The 16,406-nt window shown below is 62.1% G+C and carries 15 protein-coding genes; 3 read left to right on the top strand and 12 right to left on the bottom strand.

Translation table 11 applies throughout. From position 1 onward, the window contains the following. Positions 1-20 precede the first annotated feature (20 nt). Positions 21-590, bottom strand: a complete 570-nt coding sequence (locus tag AB7245_RS45850) for a type IV secretion protein (RefSeq protein WP_439035909.1) — start codon at positions 588-590, stop codon at positions 21-23. Positions 591-629: 39 nt separating this feature from the next. Then, positions 630-1,265 (bottom strand): acyl-homoserine-lactone synthase, encoded by a 636-nt coding sequence (locus AB7245_RS45845; protein ID WP_439035908.1) that lies wholly within the window; start codon positions 1,263-1,265, stop codon positions 630-632. A 514-nt stretch (positions 1,266-1,779) separates the two neighbouring features. On the opposite strand from AB7245_RS45845, the gene AB7245_RS45840 reads away from it, so the two are divergent. Together AB7245_RS45840 and AB7245_RS45835 are read left to right on the top strand one after the other, a co-directional pair. Further along, complete coding sequence (locus tag AB7245_RS45840) at positions 1,780-2,511, top strand: autoinducer binding domain-containing protein (RefSeq protein WP_439035907.1); 732 nt, start codon at positions 1,780-1,782, stop codon at positions 2,509-2,511. Between the two features lie 854 nt (positions 2,512-3,365). Next, positions 3,366-4,673, top strand: a complete 1,308-nt coding sequence (locus AB7245_RS45835) for an FAD-binding oxidoreductase (RefSeq protein ID WP_439035906.1) — start codon at positions 3,366-3,368, stop codon at positions 4,671-4,673. A 281-nt stretch (positions 4,674-4,954) separates the two neighbouring features. Here the strand turns inward: AB7245_RS45835 and AB7245_RS45830 are convergent, their stop codons facing one another. The 5 genes from AB7245_RS45830 to AB7245_RS45810 all read right to left on the bottom strand — a co-directional run bounded on the left by AB7245_RS45830 (position 4,955) and on the right by AB7245_RS45810 (position 10,456). Beyond that, entirely contained in the window at positions 4,955-6,277 is a 1,323-nt protein-coding gene (locus AB7245_RS45830) for an NAD(P)/FAD-dependent oxidoreductase (protein WP_439035905.1), read from the bottom strand. A 583-nt stretch (positions 6,278-6,860) separates the two neighbouring features. Further along, on the bottom strand, positions 6,861-7,226 hold the full coding sequence (locus AB7245_RS45825) for a cupin domain-containing protein (RefSeq protein ID WP_439035904.1): 366 nt from the start codon (positions 7,224-7,226) through the stop codon (positions 6,861-6,863). 127 nt (positions 7,227-7,353) lie between these two features. Then, on the bottom strand, positions 7,354-8,388 hold the full coding sequence (locus tag AB7245_RS45820) for a cupin domain-containing protein (protein ID WP_439035903.1): 1,035 nt from the start codon (positions 8,386-8,388) through the stop codon (positions 7,354-7,356). Further along, positions 8,388-9,392: a 4-hydroxythreonine-4-phosphate dehydrogenase PdxA gene (pdxA, locus tag AB7245_RS45815; RefSeq protein WP_439035902.1), complete on the bottom strand. Its 1,005-nt coding sequence runs from the start codon at positions 9,390-9,392 to the stop codon at positions 8,388-8,390. The genes AB7245_RS45820 and pdxA overlap by 1 nt, the downstream gene beginning before the upstream one ends. Then, entirely contained in the window at positions 9,389-10,456 is a 1,068-nt protein-coding gene (locus tag AB7245_RS45810) for a four-carbon acid sugar kinase family protein (RefSeq protein ID WP_439035901.1), read from the bottom strand. Before AB7245_RS45810 ends, pdxA begins: the two co-directional genes overlap by 4 nt. Before the next feature lie 98 nt (positions 10,457-10,554). Here AB7245_RS45810 and AB7245_RS45805 point away from each other — a divergent pair, with 98 nt between their 5' ends. Next, positions 10,555-11,427: a LysR family transcriptional regulator gene (locus AB7245_RS45805; RefSeq protein ID WP_439035900.1), complete on the top strand. Its 873-nt coding sequence runs from the start codon at positions 10,555-10,557 to the stop codon at positions 11,425-11,427. On the opposite strand, the gene AB7245_RS45800 is transcribed toward AB7245_RS45805, so the two are convergent. The 5 genes from AB7245_RS45800 to AB7245_RS45780 all read right to left on the bottom strand — a co-directional run bounded on the left by AB7245_RS45800 (position 11,424) and on the right by AB7245_RS45780 (position 16,384). Then, positions 11,424-12,374: an ornithine cyclodeaminase family protein gene (locus AB7245_RS45800; protein ID WP_439035899.1), complete on the bottom strand. Its 951-nt coding sequence runs from the start codon at positions 12,372-12,374 to the stop codon at positions 11,424-11,426. The genes AB7245_RS45805 and AB7245_RS45800 overlap by 4 nt on opposite strands. Next, a complete protein-coding gene (locus tag AB7245_RS45795) occupies positions 12,371-13,828 on the bottom strand; it encodes an aldehyde dehydrogenase family protein (RefSeq protein ID WP_439035898.1) in 1,458 nt (485 codons plus the stop codon). The genes AB7245_RS45800 and AB7245_RS45795 overlap by 4 nt, the downstream gene beginning before the upstream one ends. Beyond that, a complete protein-coding gene (locus AB7245_RS45790; RefSeq protein ID WP_439035897.1) occupies positions 13,825-14,247 on the bottom strand; it encodes an FAD-dependent oxidoreductase in 423 nt (140 codons plus the stop codon). The genes AB7245_RS45795 and AB7245_RS45790 overlap by 4 nt, the downstream gene beginning before the upstream one ends. Positions 14,248-14,315: 68 nt before the next feature. Next, entirely contained in the window at positions 14,316-15,500 is a 1,185-nt protein-coding gene (locus AB7245_RS45785) for an alanine racemase (RefSeq protein WP_439035896.1), read from the bottom strand. A gap of 11 nt (positions 15,501-15,511) precedes the next feature. Further along, entirely contained in the window at positions 15,512-16,384 is an 873-nt protein-coding gene (locus AB7245_RS45780) for a GNAT family N-acetyltransferase (RefSeq protein WP_439035895.1), read from the bottom strand. Between the last annotated feature and the right edge of the window lie 22 nt (positions 16,385-16,406).

The raw sequence follows: 16,406 nt of genomic DNA, 5'->3' as shown, positions 1-16,406 counted from the left end.
AGATGAAAAAACGACGATCCTCATCGTTCGTAAACAAAGGCTGACGTGCCTATTCCCGAGCGATAGACGTCCCAGGGCCGGCGCTCGCTGGCAGAGGCTGCGGGTGGATTGACTGTCGTATCGCCGGTGAGGCGATCGCGACCGGTAGGAGCAATCGGCTCGATACGAGGTTCCGAGACTTGACCGGAAGCCTTCGGCGCGAAGCTCGCGACAACCTCGGCAATCGCCTGGTCGCGGTCTGCGCGTTTTATGCTCGCCGCTTGCAGTCGCGCATCGAACAATCTGCCAAGCCCGGCAATGTGCTGGCACGCATCGAAGGTGGTACTAGCCGTTAGGCCAGCCTTCCGTGTGTCCTCCGCATCAAGTTGACCGAGACCCGTTCGGACCTGCTGACCGGTCGCGATGGCCTCGGTTGCGAGCTGGATGGCTTCGTCACGGTCGGTTGCCTGAATCGGAATCGGTTTGGGCCCCTGAATCGTGATGAGCAACGGCTCGAATGAGCTCGCCTGCCGCACGATTGCCGTCAGCGGCCGGACCATTGCCGTCGGGGCGCATCGCTCGACCAGAGCCGCGAATGCAGCTGGATCCATGGTTGAGAGCCTTCTTGTCAGGAGCTGAGACGTTGGGTGCTAGGCTGCGATCGCCAGGCTTGATGGTGCGTCAATTGCACACCCCGAAACCTGCCCGGCCGCTCGGATCGCGCCGAGAGCCTCCTTAGTGATCGGCAGCAAACCGGCGACGGCTTTGGTCGAGCCGATTTGGCGAGGCATGCCGAGGCGATCGAGCTGCCATCCGGCCCGGCGCAGGATGCGTTCCATGCGGAGGTCAGTGACTGTTGCGATGGCCTGAAGATCGTGCTGCTGCCCCCATTCGATCATGGCTGCAAACAGCAGGAATGTCGCTTTGCGCAGACCATTCTCTGCTGTTGCCGCCGCACTTTTGGTGTCAACGCAGAAGCGCGAGCTCTCCCAAATTCTGGCTGACCTCGGCGCCGCGTTGCCATCGAGCAACACCGGGAACGTATCGGCCAGCATGTTGCGTCCGGTGGTGGGCAGCAGGCGAACACAGCCCATAACGTCGTTCTGCTCGAGTGCCAGGAGATAAGTTGGCTTGAAGGTGTCGTACTGATCGATCTCCAATCCGTTGCAGACAGAGACGTCCCAGTCGAGCCGTTCCTTGAACACACGCCCTCGCAGGCGGTGCATTCCCATTGCCAGTTCAGAATCGTGCTGGAGCGCTGCACGGGTTCGCACAATGACCTTCATTCTTAACCTCAAAGTTACGAATCACAGCTTCGAGATCAAGAAAGCAGTCGCTGTCACAGCGTTGCGCTGTCAGTTCTGACAGGGCGCTATGGAACTGTTGGGCCGCGAGCAACACTCGCAACCTGCGATTGTCCGCGCGCAGCCTTGCCAAAGGTTCGAGGCCGTGACGAGCAGATCTGACAGTGCAAGGAATGGGATTCCTTGTAGGCCCGCAAAACGAGAAAAACCGCTTCGTTGATTGCCGCACTTAGAGGTTGCTGCATCTCCCTCTACGTTCGCGTCTGCCGATGCAGACTGAGCGGGGGCCCTCAGACGATCCTGACTCCTAGAGGTGCAGATGATCGGATCGACTGGCTCGTCATTCCGCAACATCGCAGGCGTCCTCGCGATGGCAAGTTTGGAACTGTTCGTGCCGCAAAGCTGCCGCAACATCGCAATACACGACCCCGCACGCAACACGCGAATCGTTGAAGTATTCGCGTTCCAAGTACTGCCAATAGACTGAAGTAGCGCAATGAAAGATGTCAAACGAGCGTACAATGAATTTGTTGATTGTCTTCACTCCGCCCATGCGGAGGATGATTTTCGGCGTGTCGCGGAACGAACAGCGCACGCATGGGGCTTCCGGTGGTTCGCCTATTTTGGTCAGCGCGCGAATGGCCCTACTCTGATCTCATCCTATCCGAAGAGCTGGACCAGCCACTATTTTCGCGAAGGATATCACAACATCGACCCCGTTCTTCAGGAGCCGAGGAACACGAGCCGGCTGTTCCTGTGGGATGGACGTGAGGCGCGAAGCGCAAAATCAGCGAAAGAGCGCCGTCTGTTTGACGATGCGCTCAGCTTCAAAATCAGGACGGGCCTGACGGTTCGCATTCCCTCAAGCCAGAGCCGGTTCGCGGCGTTCACGCTGGCGGTGGACGAGCGCAGTCTTGGACTCGATCGCTTCATCGAGAGCTCGCAAGATATGTTGGAAAGGGTGGGTCTCACCTACCATGCCCATGTGAACGCTGCCCGGATTGGACGCACGCCTCAGTGCGCCCAGCAGGTCTGCACCTTGACGCAGCGTGAAAGGCAATGCTTGGGGTGGATCTCCGAGGGCAAGACGATGCAGGATATTGCCCAGCTCCTCGGTGTTCGTCCGCGGGGTGTAAAATTTCATCTGGACAATGCGAGACGGAATCTCGGAGCGTTGACCCTGTCTCACGCCGTGGCGCTCGCGCTTCGCCAGGGATTGCTCCTGTGACGACACGCAGAGCGACTGGCAGAGATATTTGAACTGCGCTAGGATCGCCCGAGCTCGAAGAGACTGTCTACTTCGTCGACGAGCAGGGTGGCCCGGGAAAAGATGTGCAGATCGGGCACGCTCACGTACGGCCTAACTGACGTGAGAACCTGAACTCTCGATCCAATCCATCTTGGGCAAGTTTGAGCTGGCTCGAGCAACCGATGTCCAATTCGATCTTAAAGGGGTCAATGACTAAACAGACGGTCGCCCTTTCCCGCCTGCCTGCCACCGATCACACGGTCGCAGGTTCAGATCGTGGAGGCACAATCATCGATGCCGACATTCACTGCAGGTGGCACATTGTCGCACTGTTCAGTGATTTGCTGCCGCTTCGAACAGCCGAATCTAGGAGAAGCAGTGCTGCGGAGAGAGTGTCAGTCAACCCCCATTGAAATATAGACCATTTTTCATTTCAGCACAGGGCAACTTGCGATCTTGGCTACCGGTAGCGACCCGGCGAGGGCGAGGCCACACTTCGAGCACCAAGCCGCGACAGATTACCCGTGAAGTCATCGACTGCTCCTCTCAACTCCCAAAGGCCTCGCGATGAAGGTGTTCGACGCGTGGCGCAAGCTGCCGACAATCGGAGCAATTCGGCATTGGTTTCTTCTGAATGCTCCCCAAACGGCAGCCAATGCGGCACAAACGCGCAAAGATGACCCGATGCCAATCGGGAGCTGAGCATGTCCCAGTTAATACACGTTCGGGCCTTTCGCGACCTTGTAGGCGAGGAAGGCGTCGTTGACGACCCTGAGCGGATGGCTACCTATACGACGGATCAACGCCAGCTCTCCACGGGCTCGGCGTTTGCCGTGCTGAAGCCCAGGGCGACGAACCAGGTCGCCGACATCGTGCGCCTCGCGGCGTACCACGGTATCGGCATCGTTCCACAGGGCGGCAACACCAGCTACTGCGGCGGCGCGACGCCGGACGCCTCAGGTCGTCAGATCATTGTCAGCCTCGAGCGGATGGACAGGATTCGCGAAATCGATCCGGCCTCCATGAGCATCTCTGTCGACGCCGGTGTCATCCTGAAGGACGTACAGGACGCCGCAGCCGCTGCCGGACTTCTGTTCCCGCTCAGCCTCGGCGCGGAAGGCAGTTGCCGGATTGGCGGCAATATCGGCACCAACGCCGGCGGGCTGTCGGTCGTCAAGTACGGGATGACGCGCGATCTGCTGCTCGGAATCGAGGCGGTGCTCGCGGACGGCACGGTGGTCTCCGACATGCGCAAGCTGCGGAAGAACAATACCGGCTACGACGTCAAACAGTGCTTCGTCGGAAGCGAGGGGACTCTCGGCATCGTCACCGCCGCAGTGTTGCGTCTCGCGCCTCTGCCGACCTGCCGCGCGACTGCCTGGCTGAAGCTCGCGAGCGGCGCGCCGCTCGCCGAACTTCTCGCTCTGGTCCGTCGCGAATCCGCAGACCTGCTGACCACGTTCGAATTCATGGCGGCCCGATCGATCGCGCTCGCGCAAGCAATGACCGACCCGCCCGCCCTTTCAGCGGGTCCAGCAGGCGCCGTCCTCGTCGAGTTCACCTCTTCCTCACGCCACCTCGATCTCAACGAACTGATGGAAGCCGTTCTGGGCGAGGCGATCGAGTCCGGGTGGATCGAGGACGCATTGCTGGCGCAGAGCGGATCGCAGCGGGCCGGGATGTGGCGACTCCGCGAGACGATCCCCGAGGGCGAGAAGCGCCGGAACGGATCGGTCAAGCACGACATCTCGGTACCGCTTTCCTCCATTCAGCGCTTCCTCGATCTGGCCGGCTCGCAGGTGCGATCGTATGACGCCGACCTTGAGCTGTCCGTCTACGGCCATGTCGGCGACGGCAATCTGCACTACAACGTGCTCGTTCCTCCCGATGTCGACCGGCTGGAGTTCACCAGACGGATCGAAAGCAGCCTGTCGCTGCAACTCTACGACACGGCCGCGGCGCTCGGCGGCACGTTCAGCGCGGAGCACGGCGTCGGTCGTTTCAAGAAGTACCTTCTGGAGCGATACGGCGATGTTGGGCGTATCGCGGCGATGCGCCGGATCAAGACCGCCTTTGATCCGGCTGATATCATGAACGCCGGCGCGATCGTTCGTCCGCTGGGCGAGACGTCTGCCTCTTGAATCATCGGCGGCGCGCTGGCGATCTTTCGTCGCGGCCCGAACGGTGCGTCGTCGGCTGGGGCACCTCGATTGCCCAAATCGCCTTGTCCCTAAAGAAAGAGCCACTCCGAAGGAGTGGCTCAAGTTGGGGAGGAGAAACCTGACGCACTCGATCAACTCCTACCGTTTTGCGTTCATGAGCCGGCGGACTTGACGGCGCGGAAACATGGGGTCCCGCTCACTCGTCTGCCGATACCTTGGCTTCGCTCGGTGCGCGTCAGGCCTGACTTCCGGCTCGATTTTCAGATGGCCGAGATGTCCAGCTTCGAGCCGTCGGTCAAACGCGACAGCCGGAACGGTGTGGGATCGACGCAGGGCGTGTCGTTGACGACAAGCTCTGCGGCCAGATAGCCGAGCCCCGGGCCCAGACCGAAGCCGTGACCGGAGCAGCCCGCCGCAAGGACGAGGCCTTTCACCCCGTCCACCTGTGAGACCACAGGCACTGCGTCCGGCGTGCAATCGACGAAGCCGCCCCAGGCGCTATCGATCTTTATTTCGCCGAGTTGCGGGAAGGTTTTCCGGACACTCTCCACCACTTGGCTCACCAGCCATTTCAAGGGCGGAGGATCCAGCACGCGATTCTGCTCGAAGATCCGATCGTCGTTGGTCAGCAGTGCGGGCAACGAATCCGGCCCCGAAACAAACGACTGGCCGATGCCGAGCCTGACGTTCTTCAAGCGACGCAAGAACTGCGGCATGAACTCCCGGCTATACCGGATCGCCTGGGGCGTGATTTCGAGGTTCGCCTTGCCGCTGATCGCAAGCGTATAGCTGCCGTCCAGTCGGCGCGTGATCGTGCAGTAGGGTGTGGAGATCGCGTCGCCTATGTTGATTGTCGGGGTGGAACGCAGCGCGGTCTGCCGGATGCTCGCCTGGGGGAAACTGATCCCGAGCGGCCGAAGGAAGCGCGAGGACCAGGCGCCGGCGGCGCACAGCACCGCGCTGGTCCTGATATAGCCCTTCTCCGTGTGCACGCCCGCGATCTTGCCATTGGCCAAGTCGAGCGCCCGCGCGGCGCATCCCTGGTGGATCGTGGCGCCCAGAGTTCTGGCCCCCTCGGCGATAGCCGGCGCCGCGAGCGCAGGTTCGGCCTTGCCGTCCCGCTCCGAATAGGTCCCGCCGACCCATTTGCCGCGCGCTTCGGGGACGCGCTCGGTCACCTCCGCCCGGCTCAGCACGCGGGTGTCGACGTCGTACTCCCTGGCGACCTCGCGCCACTTTTCCCAGCCCGCGAGCACAGCCTCGTCGTGGGTCGCATAGACGAGTCCGCAGCGCCGAAATCCGAGGTCCCGATTGATATCGCGCGTGAGTTCGTCCCACAGCCGCATGGAGATCACCGAGAGCGGCAGTTCGCGGCGATCGCGGTTCTGTTGGCGGCACCAACCCCAGTTTCGGCTCGATTGTTCACAGGCGACGTGACCCTTCTCGAGGAGCGCCACAGAGAGGCCACGCTTTGCCAGGTAGTAGGCGGCTGTAGAGCCGAGGATTCCGCCGCCGACGATGACGACGTCGGCCTCGGCGGGGAGACGCTCATCGCTGTGAACGCGCTCGACATGGGGCGACATGTTCCAACGAACCTCGGGTGCCAAGAACGCGGAAGCAAAATTCCGATCAACCCTTCATCGCATCGGGCGCTCGATAGAATGTGCTGAAATCATCTAGGACTTCGAAAGATGCTTGGGTTTTTGGCCGCTTGATTGATCGATGCTGCTCAAGCCCGACCGAGCTCGAGTTCGGCGGAGGGCGGCGCAACCTGCTCGTCCGTGGGATCGCGCTCGTGGCCTCGTCCGCTTTCGATGATGTTGAAATACTCTCGTTTGCGCCGCGCTGGTGCGCGGAAGGCAGCTGATGATGAGTGACCGGGTAGTTGCGCAGGAGCAATTTTCAATGCGGCGCCGCACGTTCTTGGTCTCGCTTGCCCCCTGGCTTGTCGGCACGACATCGCTGACACGTGCGACCGTCACCCACAATCGCGTCCCACGGGTACCGTTTCCGAACGCCGGAGATCGAACGATCCGGTCCGTGGCAGTTCTTCACGCTGACGAAGCGCGCGCCATGCAGCTATTGTCGATAGGGCTGGCGACGCCGGACGTGTGATGGCACCAGCGCTCGCCAGAAAGCTAGTTTTGTAAGTCCCCGAAGTCAGCTTTAGGCAGCCGGCGTGCTAACGACGACGTAGATCTTCCGCACCGTCTCGATCGTCTTCCAGACACCGATATAGCCAGGTTTCATCACAAAGCTGTCGCCGCCGCGAAAAATGCGAGGCTCCTTACCTTCCTCGGTCAGCTCCACCACGCCGGAAAGGATGTGGCAGTACTCGAAGGTCTCGCCTTTGATCGAGCGGTTCTCGCCAGGCGTGGCCTCCCAGACGCCGGTCTTCACCGAGTCGCCGCGCGAGGAGTCCTGCTCCCAGGTCTTGTAGGACGGATCGCCAGAAACCAGGCGGCCCGGCAGGGTCTTGGAGTGCTTGGGCTCGCGGGTGGGGGCGAGGTCGAGCTTGACGAGAAGAGACATGGCGACAGCCTTTCTTTGGTGATGGAAGTGGACGGCGACGAGCAATCGCGCGTTGGGGGCAACGAGGCCGACCGGCGGAAGGCGAGCGGACAGCGACAAACGTTTGTTCCGATCGCAGGCGGGCAGTCTAGCCTGCGACCTCGTGAGCGGTGCCGGCGCCCAGGGTTGTGCCGGGTTCGAGCAGCACGACCTCGCAGATGTCGTCCAGCGCGACAGGGCAATGCTCTACCCCATGCGGGACCACGATGAACTCGCCTTGCTCGATGATCTCGTCCCGATCACGGAACTTCATCAGCAGGCGGCCCTTGTGCACCAGGAAGAGTTCGTCACCGCTCCTGTGGAAGCGCCAGGCGAACTCGCCCGCGAACTTGGCGAGCTTGATTTGCATGTCGTTAATCTGACCCGCGATCTTGGGAGACCAAGTCTCCTTGAGCTGCCCGAACGAGCTGGCCAGGTTCTTCTTGTGGAGCGGCGAGAGATGCCGGTTCAGAGCGGCCACGTCACGAATGATGGCCCCAAGCTGGCGAGCGACGTCCTTGTCGTCGGCCGGATACTTGCCGTCCAATGCGGCCGTGCCGATGGTGAAGCCGGCGGCTCCTGCGTCCTTCAGGATGGCGATCCGCTCAGGCGTATCAATCGAGCCGGCCACATAGACGGGCTTGGGCACCGCCGCGCACACCGCTTTGATGAGGGCCGGGACGTCTTCCTTGGAGCGATAGGCGAGTAGGTCGAGGCCATGAACGCCCTCCCGCACGGCGAGCGCCTTGGCGCTCTCGACGATCTCCTCGATGCCCCCTTCGAGCACGCTCGGGTGACCGGTGATGCGACCCGGGAAGGGGCAGTATTGAATGCCGGTGCCGGCAAGGATCGGCAGCATGTCGTCAACACGTGTGCCGCCGAGCAAGACGTCGACGCCGATTTCAACCGCCGCTTTCGCCGAAACGATCTCACTTTGCCGGTCGAGTGAGACGACTTCGAGATAGGAGGTGGCGCCGTCTGCCTTGATGACCTGGTTGAGAACTTTGAGTCGATCAATCGGCAGGCCGATGTCCTTGAAACCGATGTGGCGAACGCCAAGGCTCAGGGCGGTCTTGAGTTGTTCAGAGGCGTCCTCGACGGTGCGATCGTTGCGCGTGAGCATGAAGATGAAGCGAAGGCCCATTAGACTACCCCTTCTTTGGTCTTAATTTGCGCGGCGACGAGCCTTCGCGCGTAAGCCAGCGCAGTCTCGAGACTGCCGGTGTCGGCGATGCCTCGGCCTGCAATGTCGAATGCCGTGCCGTGATCAGGGCTTGTACGGACGAACGGAAGGCCGAGCGTAATGTTCACACCCTTTTCGAGGCCGAGATATTTCACCGGGATCAGGCCCTGATCGTGATATTGGGCCACCACCACATCGAAGCTGCCCTTGCGGGCCTGCATGTAGACAGTGTCCCCGGGCCAGGGGCCACTGGCGTCGATGCCCTCGGCGCGGGCCGCTTCGATCGCAGGCCGGATGATCTGGATTTCTTCGTCGCCGAAGAGACCACCTTCGCCGGCATGGGGGTTGAGCCCTGCGACCGCAATGCGCGGCGCCGCGATCCCGAGGGCCTTGCCGCCCTCATTTGCGAGCCGGATCGCTGACATCTGGGCATCGAAATCCGCTTGGTCGATGGCCTTGCGCAGCGACGTGTGGATGGTGACGAGAACCGTGCGGATATCATCGTTGGCCAGCATCATCGCAACGCGCTTCGCACCACCATAGTCGGCGAGGATTTCGGTGTGCCCGGGATAGCGAATGCCCGCGCTTGCCATCGCTTCCTTGTTGATCGGTGCGGTGACGATGCCGCTGACCTTGCCGGCCTTTGCTGCCGCGACGGCGGCGACGATGGCATCGAAGGAAGCTTGGCCGGACATGGCACTGACGCTCCCGAGCGGGGGCGGCGCGATGATTCGCGTCGCCTCGACAACCTCGATGGACCGCGGCTCAGAGCGCGCCTCTTCAGGTCCGGCGATACGCCTGACCGTCAGCTCGAGACCCAGACGATGGACGATATTCTCCATCACGACGTAGCTGCCGAATACGACCGTGCCTTCGCCGGCTTTGGCCAATGTCTTCGCCACGATCTCCGGGCCGATGCCGGAGGCATCGCCCATTGTGATGGCGAGGGGAGCGGATTGGGTCATGATACAACCAGTTCTGATACCGAGGTGCCAAGGCGGAGCTGCGTGATCGCACGACGCAGCGTATCGTCGTCGCCAAAGCCGCCTGCCTTCATGGCGATCAGTAGCTCTCGTCCATCTCCGAGGGACGTGCGGCCAAGTGGAAAGCCTGGCTCGAGCTCTTGCAGGATCTCGAACTCATAAATCGCCAGGCCATCCAGGATCGCCTCCATGGTGTCCCCGCCTGTGGCGATCACCATGTCGAAACGCTCGTCGGCCAACCGTCGAGCCGCAGTTTGGGCAATGTCGTGCAGGACGGATCCGGGATCATTCATCCGTTCGATCGGAGCCTGCAGCAGAGCGATTCCAGGCTCCATTGCAATGCAGTCGGCCTGACGATGGCTGCGCGGATTGGCGCTGCCGATAGCAACAAGAATGTCGCCACAAACCGTGACGGTCACGTCCGACGCCACCGCAAGCGGCGCAAGACGCTTCGCCAGAGCAAGGGCCATGCCCGGAGAGCCCACCCATAGGATCGACTCCGGATCCGGCAGGGCGGCAACTTGTTTGTCGAGATCGGCCTGTGTCGCAGCATCAAGGATAACGACGCTTCCAATGGAGGCCGGAACGAGCTCAGCCAGCCGAGAATGTCGCGCAGGATGGACGGGGTCGCGACCGTATTCGGTCTCCGCGACAGGAATGCCGCCCACAAGCTGAATGCCGCTGACGGTTGTACGCCCAGCGCCGGGGAACGCCGGTGCAAAGACCAGCATCTTGCGGCCGCTTGCCACGAAGGCCGCTTCCATCTCGGCCGTCACATGCCCGCGAAGGGTCGAGTCCACGGTCTTGTAGAGGACATCCCGTGAAGCGAGCTGCTCGGCAAGTTCCGACACCCGCTGTGCCGCTTGCGAAGCTGGTACCGATCGCGATCCGCTATCGACGGCGATGATCTTTGCATCCTCTAGCGGCCTCCGACGTCGGCCGACAACGGCTCGCAGGCACCGCTCGACAAACGGACCGGCCCCATCGGCGGCGCTGGTCAGGTCATCGGCCAGAATACCGATTGTGTATTCGCCATTGGTTCGCATGGATCAATTATGCCAAGCTAACCCAGCATGAAAAGCGATATTTTTTGCGCTATATTGGTGATATGGGATCACCAATGAGGCGATCAGAAATACCTTCGTTGGACGACTTGCGTGCGTTCGAGACCACTGCGCGGCTGGGGTCGGTTCGGCTTGCCGCGAACAGCCTTGCCTTGACCCATGGGGCTGTGAGCCGCCGTATCACCAAACTGTCGGAAGACCTTGGCTTCAAACTCTTTGAAAAAAGCGGACGCGGCTTGCGCCTCACGGCTTCTGGAGAAATGCTCAACCTCACCCTCGGCCGTTTCTTCACCGAGTTGGCGACAACCGTTGAGAGCTTGCGTGCTGCCAATGCACAGCAGAATTCCCTCGTTCTCTCATGCGAGCCTTCAGTCGCTATGCGCTGGCTAATTCCACGGCTTGCAAACTTTCAGGCCGTCCATCCCGACATCGCTCTACATCTCTCAGTCGCCGGCGGCCCCGTCGAGTTTCGCCGCGATCGGATCGATCTTGCTATACGTCGGCTCGACTTTGCGCTCCCAGAGGCGTGGCACGTCCGGCGCCTTTTTCCTGAAAGGGTAGGACCGGTCATGAGCCCTCAGCTCGCGCCGGTGTTTGCCTCAGGAAACTACATCGCCCTAGGTTCGAAGACTCGGGCGGACGCTTGGTCGCGGTGGCTTTCCACCCACCCGTCGGTGCGGCGCCCCACGGAGATACGCTTCTACGACCACCACTTCCTCATCGTTGAAGCGGCATTGGCCGGATTGGGCGTTGCCCTCAGCCCGCGGGTCCTTGCAACGGACGACGTAGATAGAGGGCGGCTCATCGCACCTGCCGGTTTCGAGCCTGACGAAAGCCATTATGGCCTTATCTGGGCGGGAGAAACTGAACTGTCTGGGAAAAGCGAACTATCTTGCTTTATGGCTGCAGGAACAGTGCAATCTGATCTAATGATTCCACTTCGCGCTCCTTAAGGGCTCGGCGCTACCTTGCTCCTCGAAAGCAGAAATTGACCGATATAGAGATCCTGGAGAGCAATCCCGGAGCTGTCGAAGACGGTGATATCGTCCCGCGCGATCCTGCCCGAACAGCGCCCTTCGAGTACCGCGCCGATTGCGTTCAAAACGAATTCGCCGCTTTCGATTCTTTCACGAACATGCTGGAATTCCCCGATCTGGATCGATTGCTCGGGCAGATCGCAGAACAGCTTCGCACGCTCGTAGATCTCGCTCGGCAACTCCTGTTTGCCACGCGCGTCGGACCCCATGCCGGCGATGTGCGTGCCTGGACGGACCCATTCGGCCTTGAACAGCGGGACCCGCGACGGCGTCGCGGTGACGATGATGTCCGCTTGCCGACACGCCTCTTCCGCCGTCGAGATGCGGATGTCGAGTTTCACACCAAGCGACAACAGTTTAGTCGTGAATTCATTGGCTTTGTCACGATTGCGCGCGACCACATGCAAGCGCTTCAGCGGAAGGATGCGAGCAAGGGCACAGCATTCGAACAACGCTTGGTTGCCAGCGCCGAAGATCGCCAATGTTTCAGATTCCGGTCGCGCGAGCACACTCGCCGCCACCGCATCGGCCGCCGCAGTTCGATGGGCGTTGGCAGCCGAAGCCTCGATGACCGCGCCGATCCGCCCGTTCGCCTGATCGATCAGGACGATCGTCGAGCTATGGCGCGGCCGGCCTTTGGCGGGGTTGTCGGGCCAGAATGAGCCGACCTTGAGGCCCGCCAACTCAGGCGTTGAACCCGACTTGAGCGAGAACGTGTTCTGCGCAGCCGACGCGTGTGCGATCACGGCCGGAAACACTTTCGCGTCAGCGGAAGCCGCCGCGACCAGAGCCTTCCGGACGGCCTCGAACGCCGATTCATGAGAGATAAGGCGAGTCGATTCGCTTTCCGAGATGAATTTCATTGATAAAATCCGAGAACGGCCTTGGTCTCGAGATATTCTTCCATGCCTTCGCGGCCGTATTCCCTGCCGTTCCCGGAACGCTTGTATCCGCCAAAAGGTGCGTTCGGGTCCCAGTCGGGATAGTTGAGATGGACTTGACCGGACTGGATCTGCCCAGCCACTTTCCGCGCGGCGTCAATATCAGTGCCCTGCACATGCGCGCCGAGGCCGTAGACCGTGTCGTTGGCGATCTCGATCGCCTCGTCAACCGAATCGTATGGAATGATCGACAACACCGGGCCGAAGATCTCCTCCTGAGCTATCCTCATGTCGCGACGAACGTTCGAGTAGATCGTCGGCCGCGCATAGAGGCCGACCTGAAGGTCGTCGGGCCGCCCCGGCCCGCCAATGACAAGCTTGGCGCCTTCCTCCAGACCGACGTCGATCATGGTCTGGACACGCTCGAACTGCGGCCGGTTGGCGATCGGACCATGGGTCGTGTATTCCGAAAGCGGATCGCCGACTACTATTTCGGAAGCAGCCGCCGCAGCGAGAACCTCGACCTCCGCCATCTGCGAGCGGGACACAAGCATGCGCGTCGGCGCGCTGCAGGATTGGCCGAGATTGCGGAAGGCGGCGCCGACGCCGAGTGGAACGGCCCGGCTCAGCTCGGCATCCGGCAGAATGATATTCGGCGACTTGCCACCGAGTTCCTGGGCGACGCGCTTTACGGTGGGCGCAGCCGCCTGCGCAACGAGAACTCCGGCACGGGTCGAGCCCGTGATCGAGACCATGTCGACCTGCGGATGCGACGCCAGACCGGTCCCCACGACGGCACCGGTCCCGTTGACGAAGTTGAATACGCCGGGCGGACAACCGGCATCGTCCATCACCTCAGCGAACAGCAAGGCGCTCAGGGGCGACAATTCGCTTGGCTTCAACACCACCGTGCAGCCCGCCGCGAGCGCCGGACCGACCTTGGCTGTGATCTGGTAGAGAGGCCAATTCCAAGGGGTGATGAGACCACAGACGCCGATCGCCTCGCGCATGAGGGCGGTGCTGCCGCGCGAGGTGATAAAAGAATAGGTCGCGAGATTGTCGCGCGCGACGCGGATATGTTCGGCGGCGAGCGGCACCTGGGCGCGGCGCGCATAGGTGATCGCGGCCCCCATCTCGCTCGTGACTGCCTGTGCGAACCATTCGAGCCGCGCGAGGATCAAACCATGGATCCTGTCGAGCAGCGCTGCACGCTCGGCAGCCGGCTTGCAGGACCAGCCCGCGAAGGCTCGTCTGGCCGCGGCGACGGCGTATTCCACGTCCTCGTCATTTCCGAGCGCGACTTCGGCGATTGGCTGCTCGGTCGCCGGATTGACGACGATCGCCGTCATCGATCCGATCGGCTTCTGCCAATCTCCGTCGATGTACAATTTACCGAGGAAGCCGGCTTCCGTCAGGTGTCGAATGGCCGAGTTCATTGGAAGCGATCCTTGATCCGGTAATAGGCGCCGACCAGCGGAAGGAACCAGGGAGGACCGAGATGGCCCGCAATGGCGGGCCAGGCGAAGTCCTTCCAGGGATTGAGCTCGGTGACCCCGGCCTCAAAAGACCGGTAGAGCCGGTCGGCGACTTTCTTGCCAAGCTTGGCCGAGAGCGTGCCGTAGTCCTGAGCGAACCCGTTGTTGCACATGCTGCCGTTCCGGCCGGACGCCGCGTGCCCGATCGTCTCCGCTTCGGGGAGCACGACGGGCGCGTCCTTCTTGGCGAGAGGCAGGGCGGCCGAAGAACCGGTCAAGCCGCCGCCAATCACTGCAACGTCGCAGGTGCCTTGCACCGGTGCTGCGGTGTCGCTCTTGAATGGCTCCGATGTGTCCAACCAATAGGATGTGAGCTTCATATCGACTCCAGAAACCCGCTATCTGAACGCTGGGCATGCGCAAATCGCCGCCCGATTCTGTTTCAGGCCTACCAGCCGCGCATCCGCGGCCACTGAGCTTCGATTGCGTCGCTTCCCGCCGAGATGACATTGTACAGTTCGTGCTGTGACGCCATCGCGCAGGCATGATTGGGCAGAATTCTGACCTTCGCGCCGATCGGGATATGCGGGAGGGCTGCAGCCGATCCGGACCTGATGGCGAGGATGCCGTGCTCCTGGCTCGCCTGCGCGACGATTAGGTTCGGATAGAGTTGGCCGGACAGATCGCAGACGAGACCGTAACCTTGGTCGACCCGCTGCGCCGCGGTGCCGCGATCGCGTGACAGTGCCATCCAGCCCGCATCGACCAAAATCCATCCCTTTTCCGGCTTCGTGCCGATGACGGTGGCGAGAACCGAGATCGCGATGTCGTCGGTCGTGCAGACACCGACGCCGTGCATCACCAGATCGAAGAACATGTAGACGCCGGCCCGCATCTCCGTGACGCCGGTCAGGTCTTCGGCGAAATAGGCGGTCGGCGTCGAACCGACACTCACGACCGGGCATTCATGCCCCGCCGCCCGCAATGTCTCCGCGGCCGCCACGGCCACGGCCCTTTCGTTCTCTGCGGCCGCAACGAGGGCATCGGACGTGCAAAGGCTGTAGGATTCGCCGGCATGGGTGAGAATGCCGGCGAGCGTGACGCCGGCCTCGGCCAGGGCCGCCGCGACGGCGATGAGCTTGGGATCGGTGGCGGTCAGCCCGCCGCGATGACCGTCGCAGTCGATCTCGATGAAGGCGGAGGGCGTCACGCCGGCGGCGCGAGCGGCCGCGCCCAACATCGCCGCCTGTTCAGGCGAATCGAGCAGCATCTTGAGGTGGACGCCGGCTTGACGGAGACGCATCGCCCTTTCAGCGGTGTGCGGTGCCACACCCACGGCATAAGTCATGTCGCGGAAACCATATCGCGCGAAGTATTCCGCCTCCGCCAAGGTGGAGACCGTGATCGGCCCCGGCCCGAAGGGATACGCGCGCCGGGCGACCTCGATGGATTTCGCGGTTTTCATATGGGGGCGCAGCACGACGCCCGCCGCGGCCATACGAGAGGACAGACGCGTGAGATTGCGATCCAGCCGTTCTTTGTCGAGCAGGAGGGCCGGCGTCGCCAGCGCTCCGATCGTCTCGCCCGGTCGGGCGTTTGGGATATCCGTTCGGTGCACCTCTGAGCGCAGCATCCCGATGTCTCCTAACCGAATGACTGGTTGGCGAGCGCGAACGTGCGCGCCGGCCCGGTCGATGGCATCTGCGTCCCAAGGACCATGGTGGTGGCATCGCTGACCTGCTGCAGGCCGATGCCCTCGAGCCACTCCCCGAGGTGCGAGGTGGCAGAGGTATCGACGCGGACGAAAACACTCCCGAGGGGCGCGAGCGCGGCCTCGATCAACGCGCGCGCATCGGTCGGGCTTTCGGCGACCACAGGACCGATGACATGCCCACGGCCGAAGAGACGGGAAATGGCGTAGCCGCGGGGTATGCCGTCACGCAAGAGAACATAGCCGTCGCCGACCTCGATCAATCGGTTCAGCATCTCCCGCCTCGTCCAGCCGGTGGCCTCGTGATCGAGACCCACGATCGCCCCGATATCCGATGGAGCCATTGCCCTGACGAAGCACGGACCCGGCGCCTCATGGCGTTCCCTGGGAACTCCGTGATGCTGATGGATGATCCCGATGGGGACGAAGCCACGGCGCTGGTAAAGCGCCATGCCTTCGACAGTCGAGTTCAGCGTGATGATCCGGGGTCGTGCCGCCGCGAGCAGCGCGTCCATCAGCCGCGCCCCGTAACCGCGTCCCTGAATGGCTTTGGAGACGATGATCATTCCGGCGGAAGCATGGGTGTCGCCGTAAGGCCACCAGAGCGCAGTCCCCACCACAGCACCTGCACTCGTCACCACGAAGCCGCGGCCAAGCTGCAGCGCAAATTCCCAATCCCTGAGCAGGTACGGCCAAGACATCTCCTGCGAGAGCTTCAGGGCACCTTCCAGATGCGCTCTCGCGAAAGGGACCAGGGCCACGTCTTGAATCTCGCGTTCTCCGGCCTGGGTAGCTGCTGTTGCCATGATGCGTCGACGTCTCTTGCTT

Origin of the sequence: Bradyrhizobium sp. 604_D8_N2_3 (assembly GCF_051810765.1) — a bacterium.
Classification (GTDB): domain Bacteria; phylum Pseudomonadota; class Alphaproteobacteria; order Rhizobiales; family Xanthobacteraceae; genus Bradyrhizobium; species Bradyrhizobium barranii.
Note: the sequence above shows the minus strand (reverse complement) of the source record. Positions and strands in the feature narration are given on the sequence as shown.